The sequence below is a fragment of the Nocardia carnea genome, assembly GCF_029868855.1.
Classification (GTDB): Bacteria; Actinomycetota; Actinomycetes; order Mycobacteriales; family Mycobacteriaceae; genus Nocardia; species Nocardia carnea_A.
The window spans coordinates 14,923-30,705 of the sequence record NZ_JARWOV010000095.1 but is presented as its reverse complement, the minus strand read 5'-3'; the positions used below and the strand labels follow the sequence as shown (position 1 = coordinate 30,705).

19 protein-coding genes are annotated in these 15,783 nt (G+C 68.4%); 11 read left to right on the top strand and 8 right to left on the bottom strand.

Annotated elements, in window-relative coordinates:
* Positions 1 to 230: 230 nt before the first annotated feature.
* The 5 genes from QH195_RS09015 to QH195_RS08995 form a co-directional block, all read right to left on the bottom strand.
* Positions 231 to 878, bottom strand: a complete 648-nt coding sequence (locus QH195_RS09015; RefSeq protein ID WP_280435011.1) for a PadR family transcriptional regulator — start codon at positions 876 to 878, stop codon at positions 231 to 233.
* A 156-nt stretch (positions 879 to 1,034) separates the two neighbouring features.
* Positions 1,035 to 1,820 carry a hypothetical protein gene (locus QH195_RS09010; protein ID WP_280435010.1) on the bottom strand — a complete coding sequence of 262 codons (786 nt, stop codon included), beginning with the start codon at positions 1,818 to 1,820 and terminating at the stop codon, positions 1,035 to 1,037.
* A 343-nt stretch (positions 1,821 to 2,163) separates the two neighbouring features.
* Complete coding sequence (locus tag QH195_RS09005) at positions 2,164 to 2,499, bottom strand: MmcQ/YjbR family DNA-binding protein (protein ID WP_280422382.1); 336 nt, start codon at positions 2,497 to 2,499, stop codon at positions 2,164 to 2,166.
* 48 nt (positions 2,500 to 2,547) lie between these two features.
* Positions 2,548 to 3,117: an isochorismatase family protein gene (locus tag QH195_RS09000; protein WP_280422383.1), complete on the bottom strand. Its 570-nt coding sequence runs from the start codon at positions 3,115 to 3,117 to the stop codon at positions 2,548 to 2,550.
* A gap of 27 nt (positions 3,118 to 3,144) precedes the next feature.
* Positions 3,145 to 4,455 carry a nicotinate phosphoribosyltransferase gene (locus QH195_RS08995; RefSeq protein ID WP_280435009.1) on the bottom strand — a complete coding sequence of 437 codons (1,311 nt, stop codon included), beginning with the start codon at positions 4,453 to 4,455 and terminating at the stop codon, positions 3,145 to 3,147.
* Between the two features lie 193 nt (positions 4,456 to 4,648).
* On the opposite strand from QH195_RS08995, the gene clpS reads away from it, so the two are divergent.
* From clpS to rdgB, 10 genes are all read left to right on the top strand, one after another.
* A complete protein-coding gene (clpS, locus tag QH195_RS08990; RefSeq protein WP_062979355.1) occupies positions 4,649 to 5,011 on the top strand; it encodes an ATP-dependent Clp protease adapter ClpS in 363 nt (120 codons plus the stop codon).
* A 21-nt stretch (positions 5,012 to 5,032) separates the two neighbouring features.
* On the top strand, positions 5,033 to 5,602 hold the full coding sequence (locus QH195_RS08985) for a DUF2017 domain-containing protein (protein ID WP_280422385.1): 570 nt from the start codon (positions 5,033 to 5,035) through the stop codon (positions 5,600 to 5,602).
* Positions 5,599 to 6,660, top strand: coding sequence for a P1 family peptidase (locus QH195_RS08980; RefSeq protein WP_280435008.1), 1,062 nt, complete (start codon positions 5,599 to 5,601; stop codon positions 6,658 to 6,660). The genes QH195_RS08985 and QH195_RS08980 overlap by 4 nt, the downstream gene beginning before the upstream one ends.
* A gap of 134 nt (positions 6,661 to 6,794) precedes the next feature.
* Positions 6,795 to 7,217 (top strand): M67 family metallopeptidase, encoded by a 423-nt coding sequence (locus tag QH195_RS08975; protein ID WP_280422387.1) that lies wholly within the window; start codon positions 6,795 to 6,797, stop codon positions 7,215 to 7,217.
* Positions 7,218 to 7,269: 52 nt separating this feature from the next.
* The gene (locus tag QH195_RS08970; protein ID WP_280422388.1) at positions 7,270 to 7,545 is read left to right on the top strand and encodes a MoaD/ThiS family protein; all 276 of its coding nucleotides are present in this window, start codon (positions 7,270 to 7,272) and stop codon (positions 7,543 to 7,545) included.
* Positions 7,546 to 7,552: 7 nt separating this feature from the next.
* Positions 7,553 to 8,515: a PLP-dependent cysteine synthase family protein gene (locus tag QH195_RS08965; protein WP_280435007.1), complete on the top strand. Its 963-nt coding sequence runs from the start codon at positions 7,553 to 7,555 to the stop codon at positions 8,513 to 8,515.
* Positions 8,516 to 8,700: 185 nt separating this feature from the next.
* The gene (locus tag QH195_RS08960; protein ID WP_280422390.1) at positions 8,701 to 9,420 is read left to right on the top strand and encodes a rhomboid family intramembrane serine protease; all 720 of its coding nucleotides are present in this window, start codon (positions 8,701 to 8,703) and stop codon (positions 9,418 to 9,420) included.
* 69 nt (positions 9,421 to 9,489) lie between these two features.
* Complete coding sequence (locus QH195_RS08955; RefSeq protein ID WP_280435006.1) at positions 9,490 to 10,254, top strand: cyclic nucleotide-degrading phosphodiesterase; 765 nt, start codon at positions 9,490 to 9,492, stop codon at positions 10,252 to 10,254.
* A gap of 77 nt (positions 10,255 to 10,331) precedes the next feature.
* Positions 10,332 to 11,105 (top strand): ribonuclease PH, encoded by a 774-nt coding sequence (gene rph, locus QH195_RS08950; RefSeq protein ID WP_062979532.1) that lies wholly within the window; start codon positions 10,332 to 10,334, stop codon positions 11,103 to 11,105.
* Complete coding sequence (rdgB, locus tag QH195_RS08945; protein WP_280435005.1) at positions 11,105 to 11,713, top strand: RdgB/HAM1 family non-canonical purine NTP pyrophosphatase; 609 nt, start codon at positions 11,105 to 11,107, stop codon at positions 11,711 to 11,713. Before rph ends, rdgB begins: the two co-directional genes overlap by 1 nt.
* A gap of 37 nt (positions 11,714 to 11,750) precedes the next feature.
* Here rdgB and QH195_RS08940 read toward each other — a convergent pair whose 3' ends face one another.
* The 3 genes from QH195_RS08940 to QH195_RS08930 all read right to left on the bottom strand — a co-directional run bounded on the left by QH195_RS08940 (position 11,751) and on the right by QH195_RS08930 (position 13,604).
* Positions 11,751 to 12,113: a DUF3817 domain-containing protein gene (locus tag QH195_RS08940; protein ID WP_280422393.1), complete on the bottom strand. Its 363-nt coding sequence runs from the start codon at positions 12,111 to 12,113 to the stop codon at positions 11,751 to 11,753.
* A complete protein-coding gene (locus QH195_RS08935) occupies positions 12,110 to 12,655 on the bottom strand; it encodes a transcriptional regulator (protein WP_280435004.1) in 546 nt (181 codons plus the stop codon). Before QH195_RS08935 ends, QH195_RS08940 begins: the two co-directional genes overlap by 4 nt.
* Positions 12,656 to 12,728: 73 nt before the next feature.
* Entirely contained in the window at positions 12,729 to 13,604 is an 876-nt protein-coding gene (locus QH195_RS08930) for an oxidoreductase (protein ID WP_280435003.1), read from the bottom strand.
* 123 nt (positions 13,605 to 13,727) lie between these two features.
* Between QH195_RS08930 and QH195_RS08925 the strand changes: the two genes are divergently transcribed.
* Positions 13,728 to 15,776, top strand: a complete 2,049-nt coding sequence (locus QH195_RS08925) for an ATP-dependent DNA helicase (protein WP_280435002.1) — start codon at positions 13,728 to 13,730, stop codon at positions 15,774 to 15,776.
* The last annotated feature ends 7 nt before the right edge of the window (positions 15,777 to 15,783 follow it).

The following is a 15,783-nucleotide window of genomic DNA, read 5'->3' as shown; positions in this document are numbered from 1 at the left end:
GGGGGCGGGGGTGTTTGGCGGGCCCGGGGGTTCTGGGCGGGTTCGTACCCGGGGGGGGTGGGGGGTGCCCGGGCGGAACTACGGGGGTTAGTACGGGCGTAGCTCCGGCGCGGGGCGGTAACCGGGGGGGGCGTGGTGGGGCCCCGGCCCTTCAGGTTTACCGGGCCCCTTTGGTGGTGTTGCCCCACCACAAGCGGGCCGGTGTGATTCACCGGTCGTCGTTCACTGATCTACGGCTGTTCGGCTCCCTCCACATATTTCCGGGCACGCGCGGTGTCCACGCCGCCGCGGCTGTGCCATGACTTCCATTCCGCTTGGCCCGGGAAGGTTCCGTCGAGAAGCTCGGCGCGCAGGGCGCGGGTCCATTCGGCTTCGGCCTCCAGCACGGCGAGCCCGTACTCGGATTCGATGAGAAACAGCCGCGGCAGCTTCGCGGAGAGGTCGGACAAGTCCTTCTTCACCTGCGCGATCTGCTCACGCAGAACCCCCAGCCGACTGCCCAGCAGCTCCGCCACCTCGTCGGGCGGCAGCACGGCAAGGATCGACAGGCCGGCGATGTAGCGGCCACGTTCGGGCTCGGGTTCGGCGATGAGTTCCCGCGTCCAGTCCACCAGTTCGGCGCGTCCGGCGGCGGTGATCCGGTAGATCACCCGTTCGGGCCGGGCACCGTCGCGTTCGCTGCCCACCACCTCCAGGAAACCGGCCTTGGCCAGGTTCTGCACAACCGTGTACAGCGACCCCCACTTGATGTCCATGTCCTGGTCTTTGCCGTACTCACGCAGCCGTGCGGCGATCTGATACCGGTGCATGGATTCGTCCTGCATCACGGCGAGCACGGCCAGCGCCAGCAGATTGCCCACCTTGCGCTTCCTCGCCACATCGCCTCCTTACTCGTCTGCGAATATACGTCTACGAGCATAAGGTCGCAATGCGCCTCCGCAGCAGCCGTATCCTGCGCTCGATGTACCGACGAGCTACTCGCCTGGCGGGGCGTGGACCGGCAAGACGCCGGTGCGCGTGCTCGTCGCGGCACATTACGGGTGGATCTGCACCACCGAACCGTTCTGTATAGCTGGAATGTGCGGCTTGACGTCGGCGTAATGAATTTCGCCGAATTGGCCGAACACGGCGTAACCCTCGTCCACTTTTTGTTGAAACAGCTCCGCGTAGTGCGCATCCCGCCGCTGATTGCATTCGTAGGAGACGTTCTGCACCGGGCTATCCCTTGTTCCGAGCACGAGGGGGTCGTTCGTTTCCTGCATCAACCAGGCCTCGTCATCTTTGTGGAACTCCCCCGTGAAGTCGGATCGGCCGTAGTCTCGGACCATCAGATCGGTGAACGCCTGCCGGGCATCGATGCCTTCGGGCATATGAGGGGCAAACCTGTCGATGGTCTCGTTCAGATACGCCGCCATGTCGATCCCGGTTTTCTCCTTCGCCGCGAGCCCCTGCGGCATCTGGCGCAGCACGTAGTACCCGAGAACATGCTCCGGTCGATGGTTGCGCAGTAGTTCGGCGAACTGGCGGCCCTCGTTCTCCTCCCCCGATATGGGATCGATGCCCGCTGCTTTCCCTTTGAGGGCGATCGCCGCGCACTCGCCTCGGTCGGTCGCGAACGTTTTCCGGAGAAGGTCGTCGTCGATCACCGTCCCGACGTCCGCGTGCACGGGGGGCACTCGTCCTTCGACAATGATGATGCGCTTCTTCCCTTGGGTCGCTGCGAGCCAATCGTCCAGATGCCCGATCAATTCCTTCGATTGGTCGAGGTCCCAATTCTTGTTGTGCACTGTCGCCGCGAACACATTGTCATCCGCAGTCACCACCCAATGCGGTCGCTTCTCACCTTCCGTGAGCCGGGCCTGCGGCCGTCGGACGTACCCGTCGACCTCGGTAGGCCGTGGCCGGTCGGCCGCCTCGACGGTATCGGCTGTCGCACGTAGGCCTTTTCCGACTTCCTCGGGGGGTCTGGCCCGAACGCGGCCGATTCCGGAACCGATCTTCAACAGCAGTTCCTGAACCTGTGCGACAACCTTGTTGATGCCCGACATGGATGTCATTCTGGCGCGGGGTACCTACCGGCGCCTCCTGCACTGAGCCCAGCCGCACACACAACGACAACCGGCGGACCGGAAGCCCCCGTGCGCTATCGCCCGAAGGCTCAGTTCAAACGCCGTCGGCGAGCTGAGGTGGAGCGGCCTGGCGCCATGAGTCGCGGATGATCGCCCGCAACTCGTCCTGATCGTCGAGAGCCGCGAGTCGCACCCGGACCCAGGGGTTTCCGGCTTCGTGCCCCGCAATCCAGAACTTGGCGGGTTCGGCGACCACCAGCTCGTCTCGGTCGATGATCGGGCAGCGCACCGCCATCGAGGTCTCGTCTTCGGGGAGCGTGAGGAACAACCGGCGCTCGACCCGGAAGATCGGCATACCCCAGGCGAACTCCTCGCTGGTCCCCGGCAGCGAAAGAGCATAGGCGCGTGCATCATCCCCGGAAGCAGTCATGGACGGATTGTGCACCGGCGGACCGACAGACATGATCGCGCCATGGCATCAGCCGCCGGCCACCGCGCCGTCGAGCTCGACCCCGGCCCGGTCGAGTTGCTCCAGCGCCGATTCGACCGTGGCCGGTGCGACGCCCGCGGTCAATCCGAGCAGGACACGGGTGCTGAAACCGGCCGCGGCCGCGTCCAGGGCGGTGGCCCGGACACAGTGATCGGTGGCGATACCGACGATATCCACCGAGGTGATACCCCGGTTACGCAACCAGACCGCGAGGGGCGTGCCATCGGACGCGGCCCCCTCGAAACCGGAGTAGGCGGCCGAGTACTCGCCTTTCGAGAAGATCTCCTGCACCGTGCCGGTGTCGAATTCCGGATGGAACTCCGCGCCGGGGGTACCGACCCGGCAGTGCGGCGGCCAGCTGTCGACGAAGTCCGGGGTCTCGGAGAAATGGGCACCCGGATCGATGTGGAAATCACGGGTGGCCACCACCGCGTCGTACTCGGCGTCGCGCAGAAATTCGCTGATCAGCCCGGCCACCCGGGCGCCCCCGGCGACGGCCAGCGAACCGCCCTCGCAGAAATCGTTCTGCACATCCACCACGATCAGCGCGCGTTCCATACTTTCAGTTTCCCCCGCCCCGGCCGGTCAGGCCACAAAAGTGGTCGGCACCGCAGGGTCACCGCCGGACAGTTTGAGGCCTTCCCAGGGCAGGCTCACCAGGCCGTGCGCCACCAGCTCACGGGATTCGGTGAGCGGCGGGCCGTCGAGCAGCTCACCACCGCGGACCAGCGGGACCAGCAGCTCACGCACCTCGAGGTCGCCTGGGTCCGGGGAGCGGCCGGTCACCGGATACACGATCTCCTCGACGATCGTCCCGGTGGACCGGGCCAGGCGCGCCGCCCGCTTCGCCCCGCCCCGCGACTCCTTGTGACTGGATCTCTTGGCCACCGGTAATCCCTCGACCTCGACAAGCTTGTACACCATTCCCGCGGTCGGGGCACCCGAACCGGTGACCAGCTGGGTGCCGACCCCGTAGGCATCGACGGGCTCGGCGCGCAGCGCGGCGATCGCGTATTCGTCGAGATCACCGGAGACCACGATGCGGGTGTTCACCGCGCCCAGGCCGTCCAGTTGCTGCCGGACCTGCCGGGCCAGCACGCCCAGATCACCGGAATCGATACGCACCGCCCCCAGCTCCGGTCCGGCCACCTGTACCGCGAGCTCGACACCGCGGGTGATGTCGAAGGTGTCGACCAGCAGTGTGGTTCCCGTGCCCAGCGACGTCACCTGACTGCGGAACGCCTCCACCTCGTGCTCGCCGTCGGGCCCGCTGTGCACGAGGGTGAACGCGTGCGCGCTGGTGCCGGCGCCCGGCACTCCGTAGCGGCGTACGGCTTCCAGATTCGAGGTCGCGTGGAAACCGGCCAGATACGCCGCCCGCGCGCTGGCGGGGGCGGCGAGTTCGTGGGTGCGCCGCGACCCCATCTCGATCATGCGTCGTCCGGCCGCCGCACTCACCATCCGGGCGGCCGCGGACGCGATCGCGCTGTCATGGTTGAGTACCGACAACACCAGGGTTTCCAGTACCACGCATTCGGCGAAGGTCCCGGTCACCGACAGGATCGGCGATCCCGGGAAATACAGCTCACCCTCCGGATAACCGTCGATATCGCCGGTGAAGCGGTAATCCCGCAACCAGTCGATGGTCGCGGTGTCCAGGAACCCCGCGGCGATCTCCAGCTCCGCCTCCCCGAACCGGAATCGCGCCAGGGCGTCGAGGAAACGGCCGGTTCCGGCCACCACGCCGTAGCGACGCCCGTGCGGCAAACGCCGGGCGAACACCTCGAAGGTGCAGCGCCGCGCCGCTGAACCATCGGCCAGCGCCGCCGCCAGCATCGTGAGCTCGTATTGGTCGGTCAGCAGTGCGGTGCTGCCGGCGGTATCGCGCGGTTCCACAGTTGTTCACTGTAAACAGGCCGGGCCACCGATCATCCGAACCGCCCGTCGCGCCCGATGGGAGGGACCGTCCGGCACCTGCTTCCCGACCGCACCACACCGGTTGCGCACGGACCCGCGCCGGGCCAGGGGCAGCCGTATTGTTCCTGCTCCGGGTGTTGTGAATTACTCCGCGAGTCGTACCCTTGGGTTTATGGCCTTGTGCAACACAGCACCCCGCTCCCGGACGATCGAGGTCCGCGTAGGCGCCGCCGGCGCCACGTTGTCGGCGGCACAGGCGACCCCCGAGGCCGTGGAAGCCACCGAGATCCTGGAGGCCGAGGACCGCCCATGGGTCACTGTGGTGTGGGACGATCCGGTCAACCTGATGCACTACGTCGCCTACATATTCCAGAAGCTGTTCGGTTACAGCAAAGCCAAGGCGACCGAGCTGATGCTCAAGGTGCACAACGAGGGCAAAGCCGTCGTATCGTCCGGTTCGCGGGACAAAATGGAACAGGATGTCCGCCGCCTACACGCGGCAGGCCTGTGGGCGACCATGCAACGAGACGACTGATCGGACGGTTACCGTAGCGACGTGCGTAAATGGAGCCGGAAGAACTCATTGAGCGGTCTCAAGCTGCGGTCGGAGATGGACGCGCGCGAAGCGAGCGTGCTGCGCTCGCTGGTCGGCGCGGTCTCCGGCCTGCTGGGTGAGCGCGCGGCCTCCGCCCCCGAGGACGAACTCGCCGCACTCACCGGTCTGCGCAGCGGTAACACCCTCCCGCCGGACGATCCCCGGCTGGCCCGGTTGCTCCCCGATTTCCATCGCGCCGAACCCGGCTCCCCCGACGCCGATCGCGCCGACCTCAACAGCGCGCTCCGCGGCCTGCACGAGCCGGAGATCATCGACGACAAACTGGCGGCCGCCGGGGTCGTCCTGCGTACCGTGCCGGAGGACGGCGGCAAGATCGCCTTGACGCCGGAGGAAGCGGACGCCTGGCTCGCCGCCCTCACCGATATCCGCCTCGCGCTGGGTGTGGTGCTGGAAATCGACGCCGACACCCCCGAGCAGTTCCCCCCCGACGACCCTCGCGCCCCGCATCTGGACGTCTACCACTGGCTCACCTGGATGCAGGACTCACTACTGCAGGCGATGGCCCCGTGACCGGCGCACCCGGACCGCGTAACGCGCTCACCGATATCGCCGGCCTGCTGGTCGGCCACCATCACGTACTCGATCCCGACGCCACCCGGGGTTCCGGCGCCGCCACCGGCTGCACCGTGGTCCGCGCGCCGGGCGGTGCGGTGGCCGCGGTGGATGTGCGCGGCGGCGGACCCGGCACCCGGGAAACCGATCTGCTCGATCCCGCCAATACGGTGCGGCAGGCACACGCGATCCTGCTCACCGGTGGCAGCGCCTACGGTCTGGCGGCCGCGGACGGGGTGATGCGCTGGCTGGAGGAACACGGCGAGGGCATCCCGATGGACCCGGCCGACCCCAGCCGGGTGGTGCCGATCGTGCCGGGCGCGGTGATCTTCGATCTACCGGTCGGCGATTGGTCCACCCGTCCCACCGCCGAGTTCGGCTACCACGCCGCCGAAGCAGCCGGACCAGATTTCCTGCGCGGTTGCGTCGGTGCCGGAGTCGGGGCCCAGGCGGGTGCGCTCAAGGGCGGTATCGGCAGTGCGAGTATCCGTTTCACCGACGGTATCGCCGCCGGGGTCACCGTCGGTGCGCTCGTGGTCGCGAATCCGGTCGGTTCGGTTTTCGACCCGCGCACCGGGCTGCCCTGGGGCGTCGGTACCGACGGCCCGGAGTTCGCGGGGTTGCGCCCGGCCACCGCGGAACAACTGGCCGCGGCCAACGCGCTCCCGGTCAAGAGCACCGTCCTGAACACCACGATCGGCGTCGTCGCCACCGACGCGCCGCTCGACACCCTGGGCTGCCGCCGCCTCGCCACCACCGCGCACGACGGATTGGCCCGCGCGGTGCGCCCGGCGCATTCCCCCCTCGACGGCGATACGTTCTTCGCCCTGGCCACCGGCACGGCGACACCACCGGACCTCCCCGCGCTCCCGGCAGCCTTCCCCGGCGACCTCCCCCTGGTCGACGAGTTGTGCACCGCCGCCGCGGTCTGCGTGGAGCGGGCAGTGGTCGACGCGATCCGCTCGGCGGTATCGGTCGCCGGTATATCGTCCTACAGCGACCTGTTCGGTAGCTGAACACGACCTCAGCGGGCCGGACCACCACGGCACCGGAGGCGCCGCCGACCACCCGGGAATAGGCGAATATCCTCGACGGTTGTCGGCTGTAATGGGCCGGCGAGAGCCGAGACGATGTGTGGAGAGGTTCGATTGTGCTCGTGATCAGGGCCGACCTGGTGGATGCGATGGTCGCGCACGCCCGCGCCGACCATCCCGACGAGGCCTGCGGCATCATCGCCGGACCGGAGGGGTCCGACCGTCCCGAACGGTTCGTGGCGATGCTGAACGCCGAGCGCTCCCCCACGTTCTACCGGTTCGATTCCGGTGAACAGCTGAAAGTGTGGCGGGCGATGGACGACGCCGACGAGGAACCGGTGGTGATCTACCACTCCCACACCGCCACCGAGGCCTACCCCAGCCGCACCGATATCTCCTATGCCTCCGAGCCCGGCGCGCACTACGTCCTGGTCTCGACCCGCGACCCCGAGCAGCATGAGCTGCGCAGCTACCGGATCCTCGACGGCGAGGTCACCGAAGAGCCGGTGCGGATCGTCGACGCCTACGAAAACGACTGACCCCCCACAACTTCCCACCTACTACCGAGAAGACAACAAGCGAGGAGCACCCATGCCGGTCACCGTGTCCATCCCGACGATCATGCGCACCCACACCGGGGGCGAGAAGCGTGTCGAGGCCAAGGGCGCCACGCTCGCCGCGGTGATCGACGATCTGGAGGCCAACCATCCCGGCCTGGCCGAGCGCCTGCTCAACGAGGGCAAGCTGAACCGCTACGTCAATATCTATGTCGACGACGAGGACGTCCGGTTCTCCGGCGGTCTCGACACCGCCGTAGGCGAAGGTGCGACGGTGACGATCCTGCCGGCCGTCGCGGGCGGGGCCTGACGGTCCGGTGGCACGCTACGAATCCCTGATCGCGACGCTCGGCAATACGCCGCTGGTCGGTCTGCGCAATCTCTCCCCGCAGTGGGAGGGTGAATCGCCGGTGCGGTTGTGGGCCAAACTCGAGGACCGCAATCCCACCGGGTCCATCAAGGACCGCCCGGCGCTGCGCATGATCGAACAGGCCGAAGCCGACGGCCGGCTCTCCCCCGGCTGCACCATCCTCGAACCCACCAGCGGCAACACCGGGATCTCGCTGGCCATGGCGGCGAAGCTCAAGGGCTACCGCCTGGTGTGTGTGATGCCGGAGAACACTTCGGTGGAGCGGCGCCAGCTGCTCACCATGTTCGGCGCCGAGATCATCGATTCGCCCGCCGCCGGCGGTTCGAACCAGGCCGTGGCCAAGGCCAAGGAGATCGCCGCGGCGAATCCCGACTGGGTCATGCTCTACCAGTACGGCAACCCCGCCAACGCCCTCGCCCATTACGAGACCACGGGCCCGGAGATCCTCGCCGATCTGCCGGAGATCACCCATTTCGTGGCCGGTCTGGGCACCACCGGCACGCTGATGGGCACCGGGCGCTTCCTGCGGGAGAAGGTTCCGGGTATCGAAATCGTCGCCGCCGAACCCCGGTACGGGGAACTGGTCTACGGACTCCGCAATATCGACGAGGGTTTCATCCCGGAGCTGTACGACGAATCGGTACTCAGCAGCCGGTTCTCCGTCGGCCCGTACGACGCGGTCCGCCGGACCCGTGAACTGGTACTGGAAGAGGGCATCTTCGCCGGGGTTTCCACCGGCGCGATCCTGCACGCGGCGCTGGGCGTGGCCCGCAAGGTCGTCGCGGCGGGCAAACGAGCGGATATCGCCTTCGTCGTCGCGGACGGTGGCTGGAAATACCTGTCCACCGGCGCCTACGACGGCACTCTCGAAGAGGCCGAGGAACGCCTCGAAGGCCAGCTCTGGGCTTGATTCCCGGCGGTGCGCCCGGCTTGCCGGTTCGGATCCTGTCGGTCGCCGGCCGCCCGTCGGGATGGTCGGCGTCCGCGGTCCGAACCGCAGGCCCGGACTCGCACGGCCGAAGGCGGCGCCACAAACCCAGTACCCTCGGGTAAGGCGCGCGGAGCGGGTTCGGTGCGCCGAGGAGGAGGATCGTCATGACCGGTGGCGCACCCCTGGGCGCTTCGTTCGACCCCGATCGCATTTCCGCGTACCGGCCGGGCTCCGGTGGCGCGCCCGGTCCCGGCGCTCCGGCCGGCCGGCCTCGTTTCACCGCCGGGCGGGCCTGGGGGCGGGCCGCAGTTGTGATGGCCGCGTTCGTCGTGCTGCTGTATCTGATCGAGTCGGTGGATTCGATCATCGACTACTGCATCGACTGCACGGCCGGTATCGCGCCGCGTGAAGTCGACGGCCTGGACGGCATTCTTTTCGCTCCGGTGCTGCACGGCAGCTGGGACCATCTGATCGGCAACACCTTGCCAGTGCTGATCCTGGGCTTCCTGACCCTGGCCACGGGTATCGGCCGTGGGCTGGCCGCCACCGCGGTCATCTGGATCGTCGCCGGGCTGGGCACCTGGCTCACCGGCGGGACGAACACCATCCATATCGGTGCTTCCTCGCTGGTTTTCGGCTGGCTCACCTATCTCATCTGCCGCGGCTGGTTCGCCCGCCGGATCGGCCAGATCGTGCTCGGCGTGGTGGTACTCGTCTTCTACGGCTCCCTACTTTGGGGCGTTCTCCCAGGTCAAGACGGAATCTCCTGGCAGGGACACCTTTTCGGCGCAATGGGTGGACTGATCGCCGGCTGGGTACTCTCCAGTGATGAACGTCGACACCGCCGGCAACTGCGCACCGGGACAACCGTCCCACCCCGGTGACCGTGGATGCGGCCAGTATTTTCGGGGGATGCGGTCTTGAATCGGGAAACATCGTGGCAGCATGGGAGCATGCGCCTCACGGTCCTCGGGTGCTCGGGCAGCGTGTCCGGCCCGGATTCCCCAGCGTCGGGTTATCTGCTCACCGGCCCGGATATGTCGCCGGTGGTCATCGATTTCGGTCCCGGGATCCTCGGCGCGCTGCAGCGATACGCCGATCCGGGCGAGGTCGACATCTTCCTCACCCATCTGCACGCCGACCACTGCCTGGATCTGCCGGGCCTGCTGGTCTGGCGGCGCTACCATCCGGCGCCGCCCACCGGGCAGGCCATCGTCCGCGGTCCGGCGGACGCGCCGGTACGGATAGGTAATGCCTCCGCCGAGATCGGCGGCGAATGCGACGACTGGTCCGATGTGATCGATTTCCGGCCGTGGTCCGAGGGGGAAACGGTCGAGTTCGGTCCCGGCCACACCATCACCGCGCGCCGGATGTTCCATCCGCCGGAGTCCTACGGACTGCGCGTCGTCACCGGCGCCGGACGCACCTTCGTCTACACCGGTGATACCGCCGTCTGCTCGGCCGTTCAGGAACTGGCCCAGGGCGCGGACGTTCTCATGGCCGAGGCGTCGTGGACCCACGATCCGGCGAATCGTCCCGAGGGCATACATCTTTCGGGCACCGAAGCCGGCCGGATCGCGGCCGCGGCGGGGGTCGGGGAACTTCTGCTCACCCATATCCCGCCGTGGACTTCGCGCGAGGATGTCATCGCCGAGGCCAAGGCCGAATTCGCCGGGCCCGTGCATGCCGTGGCACCGGGCGAGACCTTCGAGCTGTGACGGTGCGCCCCCGGGCGGCATATGTTTCGGCACCCCTGGTCCTACTGCGCACAAGGTGACCCCACTACGCTGAGCCCGTGTCGAGACGAGCCGATGGCAGGGCGGACGACGAGCTCCGCGAGGTACGGATAACCCGAGGTTTCACCACGCATCCGGCCGGTTCGGTGCTGGTCGAGTTCGGGCAGACGCGAGTGATGTGCACGGCCAGTGTCACCGAGGGTGTACCACCCTGGCGGCGCGATTCCGGTCTGGGCTGGCTGACCGCCGAGTACGCGATGCTGCCGGCCGCCACCCACACCCGCAGCAGCCGGGAATCGGTCAAGGGGAAGGTCGGTGGCCGCACCCAGGAGATCAGCCGGTTGGTCGGCCGGTCCCTGCGCGCCTGCATCGACCTGGCCGCCATCGGCGAGAACACCATCGCCGTCGACTGCGATGTACTGCAGGCCGACGGCGGCACCCGCACCGCGGCCATCACCGGCGCCTATGTCGCGCTGGCCGACGCCGTCACCTATCTCGGTGCCGCGGGCGGGCTCGCCGATCCGCAGCCGATCTCCTGCGCGATCGCCGCGGTCAGCGTCGGCGTCGTAGACGGCCGGGTCCGGCTGGACCTGCCCTACGAGGAGGATTCGCGCGCCGAGGTCGATATGAACGTTGTCGCCACCGATACCGGCACCCTGGTGGAAATCCAGGGCACCGGCGAAGGCGCGACCTTCCCGCGGTCCACCCTCGACAAGCTCCTGGACTCCGCACTGGCAGGCTGCGAGCAGCTGTTCGCGGTGCAGAAGGAAGCGCTCGCACTGCCCTATCCGGGTGTGCTGCCCGAAGCTCCGGAACCGGCGAAGAAGAAGTAATGACCCGTCGCGTCCTGCTCGCCAGCCGCAATGCCAAGAAACTGAACGAGCTGCGCCGGATCCTCGACGAGGCCGGGGTCGCCGCAGTCGAGATCGTCGGTCTCGACGATGTCCCGGAGTACCCGGAGGCGCCGGAAACCGGGGCGACCTTCGAGGAGAACGCTCTGGCCAAGGCGCGGGACGGAGCCCAGGCCACCGGGTTGCCGTGTATCGCCGACGATTCCGGGATCGCGGTGGACGCGTTGAACGGGATGCCCGGCGTCCTGTCGGCGCGCTGGGCCGGGCGGCACGGCGACGATGCCGCCAACAACGCCCTGTTGCTGGCACAGCTGTCCGATGTTCCCGACGACCGCCGCGGCGCGTGTTTCGTCTCGGCGTGCGCGTTGGTGCTACCGGACGGCGCGGAGACCGTGGTGCGCGGGGAATGGCCGGGAACCATCGCGCGCGCACCGCAGGGCGACGGCGGTTTCGGCTACGACCCGCTGTTCCATCCCGGGGGTGGTGAGCTCAGCGCGGCACAGCTCACCCCGGCGCAGAAGGACGCGGCCTCGCACCGCGGCCGCGCGCTGGCCGAACTGCTGCCGACGCTTGCTGCGCTGGCCGGCTGAGCCCGGGCGTATCGCCAGGGCCTGCCGCAGGACGTGATCAGACCCCGAAGTCGCGTTTGACCTGCTGGGTGTTGCGGTGCTCCACGAAGAACGACAGCAGCGGGATCGTGCCCGCCAGCAGGGTGCCGATGGTGCGTTTGATCGGCCAGCGGACCTTGACCGCGAGGTCGGCGGTCAGGATCAGGTAGATGAAATACGCCCAGCCGTGTACCAGTGCGATCCACCTCGGGGTATCGACGCCGAACCCGTACTGCGCGATCATCTCGGCGGTGAGCAGCAGCAGCCACAGGCCGGTGATCCAGGCGAGCGCACGGTAACGCAGGAGTGCACCCGCGATCTTGCGGTCTCCGGCGGGCCGGGCAGGCTCGGTGGCGACGGTGGTTTTCTCGCTGGCGGTCAACCGGCGCTCCTCTCGGGATCGCGGGCGTCGACGCCCGCCTGGTCGCCGGCGTTCAACCGGGCGAGGTAGCTGTTGTATTCGGCGAGCACCGGGTCGGTGTCGCGGGCGGCTCGGGGCCGTTCGGGCAGGATTCCGGCCGGAATCTCGCGCGGTTCCCGGACAGCGCCGGTGCCACGGCGGCCGGACCGTGCCGATCCGCCGCTGCCGGCCGGTTCGGCGCCGGTGGCGGCCATCGGTCCCGGCTCGCCGGGTGTGCCCGGCGAGTCTTCGGTGGCCTGATTCGCGGGTTCGCCGCTGGGCGCGCCCAGGGCGTCCTCCGCCCCGGCTTCCTGTTCCAACCGCACGAAGCGGAAGTAGGCGAACAACGCGAAAGCACCGAACAGCGGCCACTGCAACGCATAGCCGAGATTCTGCGCCGTACCGCTTGCCGAGGAGAACCGCTCCCACTGCCACCAGCCCAGCGCCACCGCGGCCACCGCGAGTACCACTGCCAGGACGATCAGGGCCGGGCGGTGCACGGTATGGCGAGGTGTTGCGGACACGGCTACCACGGTACCCGTCTACTACACCGTACGTAGTGTGAGGTACGTGTCGCGGGACCGCCGTCGGTGCCGGTCAGAGGTCGTACACGACCCCGGTCATCCGCTCCGATTCCGCCCACAGCCGCCGCCACAGGTCCGTGTTCTTCGACAGCCGGGTCGACGGAGAGGCCGCCACCGGGCCTTGGGACTGGAACAGCCGGGTCGGCCCCCAGTAGGTCTGCGGATCGGCATCCGGCATCGTCGCCGCGAACAGGGTGGAATGCGCCGCCTTCGCGGGCGAATGCCCGACCAGCCGGATCACCGGTTTGCTGATCAGGTCGAGTGGGGTTTCGGTGCGGGTGAACAACTCGGTGGCCGATACCCCGGGGTGGACCCCGTAGGACCGCTTCGGTGAGCCCGCCGCCGCCAGCCGGCGCTGTAATTCGCGCGCGAACATCAGGTTGGACAGTTTGGCCTGCGCGTAGGCTAGGTTGCGCTGGTAGCGCCGGTTCTCGTAGTTCAGGTCGTCGATCCACAGCTTGGGGGTCTGCTTGTGGGCGATGCTCGCCAGGGTCACCACCCGGTCGCGCATCCGGTCCAGCAGCAGCCCGGTGAGCGCGAAATGCCCGAGGTGGTTCACGCCGAATTGCGTCTCGAAACCGTCCACGGTGCGCGAGAACGGCACATTCATCAGGCCCGCGTTGTTGACGAGTACATCGAATTCGCCGGTGGTCTCGGCGAATTCGCGGATCGAGGACAGGTCGGCCAGGTCGAGCCGGCGGACCTCGAGATCGCCGCCGATGGCGTCGGCCACCTCGCGGGCCTTTTCGGTGTTCCGGCAGGCCATCACCACGGTGGCCCCCTTACCGGCCAGGACCTTGGTGGTTTCGGCACCGAGGCCACCGTTGGCCCCGGTGACGACAAAAGTGCGCCCGCGCTGGTCGGGCATCTGATCGGGTTTCCACGCCATGATCCGACCTTACTGCCGAGTAAGATCACTGTGAAGGGCGACACACGCCACTCGACGCCGCGGCGGACCGCCCGGTTCGCGACTCCGCGCACGGGTGTCGGTGGGGCGCAGTAGGCTGCCCGAGTGCCCGAACTCCCGCCCGTATCGACCCTGCTGGCGACCGCCGTATCCGCACTCGGCGGTAAGGAGCGCCCTGGTCAGATGACCATGGTGGCCGCGGTGGACGATGCCATCGAGACCAAACGCCATCTCGCGGTCCAGGCCGGTACGGGCACCGGCAAATCCCTCGCGTACCTGGTACCCAGCCTGCGGCACGCGGTCCGGACCGGGCGCACGGTGGTGGTCTCCACCGCGACCATCGCCCTGCAGCGGCAGCTGGTGGACCGGGATCTGCCACGGCTGGCCCAGGCCCTGACGAAACCGCTCGGGCGGACGCCGGAATTCGCGATCCTCAAGGGCCGCAACAACTATCTCTGCCTGAACAAAATCAACAGTGCCGTCCCGGACGAGCCCGCCGAAGCGGAACTGTTCGACGCTTTCGCGGTCTCGCGGCTGGGCCGCGAGGTGAAACGGCTCAACGAATGGGCCTCCGATACCGATACCGGCGACCGCGACGAACTCGCGCCCGGGGTCAGCGACCGCGCCTGGCGGCAGGTCAGTGTCTCGTCGCGGGAATGCCTGGGTAAATCTCGCTGTCCGTTCGGTCAGGATTGTTTCGCCGAACGCGCCCGCGCGGAATCCGCACAGGCCGATGTGGTCGTCACCAACCACGCACTGCTGGCCATCGACGCCATCAGCGGTATCCAGGTGCTGCCGGAACACGATGTGGTGGTCGTGGACGAGGCGCACGAACTGGTCGACCGGGTCACCGGCGTGGCTACCGCCGAGCTGTCGGCGACGGCCATCAGCGCCGCCGCCCGGCGCTGCGCCAAGCTCATCGACGAGCAGGAGGTCGACCGGCTGGAGGCGGCCGCCGAAGCCTGGCACGGCGCTCTCGAGGAGCTCGGCCCGAGTCGCTGGGAGGCACTGCCCGATGGGATCGGCCAGGTGCTCGCTCTCATCCGGGATGCCGCCTGGAACGCGCGCACCGCGCTCAACCCGCAGGGTTCCACCGCGCCGGGGTCCGATCCCGAGGCCGCCGCCGGCCGCAACATGGCCGTGGCCGCGGTGGAGGAGATCCACGACAGCGCGGTCCGCGCACTCACCGCTTTCGACGAACCCGATCCGGCGGCGCGCCGCGATGTGGTGTGGCTGTCGGCCGACGAGATCCGCGGCGTCACCCGCCGCTCACTGCGGATGGCACCGCTTGCCGTCGGCGGATTGCTGCGCAACCAGTTGTTCGGAACGGCAACGGTCATCCTGACCTCGGCGACCCTGCAGATCGGCGGCACCTTCGACGGCCTGGCCCGCACGTGGGGCCTGCCCCCGGAAACCGGCGGCAGGGTAGACCCCGCGCTGGCCAACGGCGGAGAGGCCCCCGCGGACACCGATACCGTTCGCTGGTCCTCACTGGACGTGGGCTCGCCGTTCGACCACGCGAAATCCGGGATTCTCTACGTCGCGAAACACCTTCCCGCCCCGGGCCGCGACGGGCTGCCCCCGGCCTATCTCGACGAAATCGAACGGCTGGTATCGGCCGCGGGCGGGCGAACGCTGGGGCTTTTCTCGTCCATGCGGGCCGCGAAATCGGCTACCGAAGCTCTGCGTTCCCGGCTGAAGACACCGATCCTGTGCCAGGGCGAGGATTCCACCGGCGCCCTCGTGCGCAAATTCGCCGACGACCCGGAGACCTCGCTGTTCGGCACCCTTTCCCTGTGGCAGGGTGTCGATGTCCCCGGGCCGTCGCTGAGCCTGGTGATCCTGGACCGGATCCCCTTCCCCCGCCCCGATGACCCACTCCTGGCCGCCCGCCAGCGGGCGGTCGAATCCCGCGGCGGGAACGGCTTTCTCACCGTCGCCGCCAGTCACGCCGCTCTCCTGCTGGCCCAGGGCACCGGGCGCCTGCTGCGCAGCGTGGACGATCGCGGCGTCGTGGCCATCCTGGATCCCCGCCTCGCCACCGCCCGCTACGGCGGCTACCTCCGTGCCTCGCTGCCCCCGTACTGGGAAACCGCCGACCCGGAAGTCGTGCTGAAGGCCCTGCATCGCCTGGACGCCGCCGCAACGGTCTGATTCGCTA

What these genes read in the sequence shown, in the direction of transcription:
- QH195_RS09005 (WP_280422382.1), bottom strand. Translation starts at nt 2,499, where the DNA reads ATGACTGCTTCCGGGGATGATGCACGCGCCTATGCTCTTTCGCTGCCG.
- QH195_RS09000 (WP_280422383.1), bottom strand. Translation starts at nt 3,117, where the DNA reads ATGGAACGCGCGCTGATCGTGGTGGATGTGCAGAACGATTTCTGCGAG.
- clpS (WP_062979355.1), top strand. Translation starts at nt 4,649, where the DNA reads ATGGCCTTGTGCAACACAGCACCCCGCTCCCGGACGATCGAGGTCCGC.
- QH195_RS08970 (WP_280422388.1), top strand. Translation starts at nt 7,270, where the DNA reads ATGCCGGTCACCGTGTCCATCCCGACGATCATGCGCACCCACACCGGG.
- QH195_RS08960 (WP_280422390.1), top strand. Translation starts at nt 8,701, where the DNA reads ATGACCGGTGGCGCACCCCTGGGCGCTTCGTTCGACCCCGATCGCATT.
- QH195_RS08955 (WP_280435006.1), top strand. Translation starts at nt 9,490, where the DNA reads ATGCGCCTCACGGTCCTCGGGTGCTCGGGCAGCGTGTCCGGCCCGGAT.
- rdgB (WP_280435005.1), top strand. Translation starts at nt 11,105, where the DNA reads ATGACCCGTCGCGTCCTGCTCGCCAGCCGCAATGCCAAGAAACTGAAC.
- QH195_RS08930 (WP_280435003.1), bottom strand. Translation starts at nt 13,604, where the DNA reads ATGGCGTGGAAACCCGATCAGATGCCCGACCAGCGCGGGCGCACTTTT.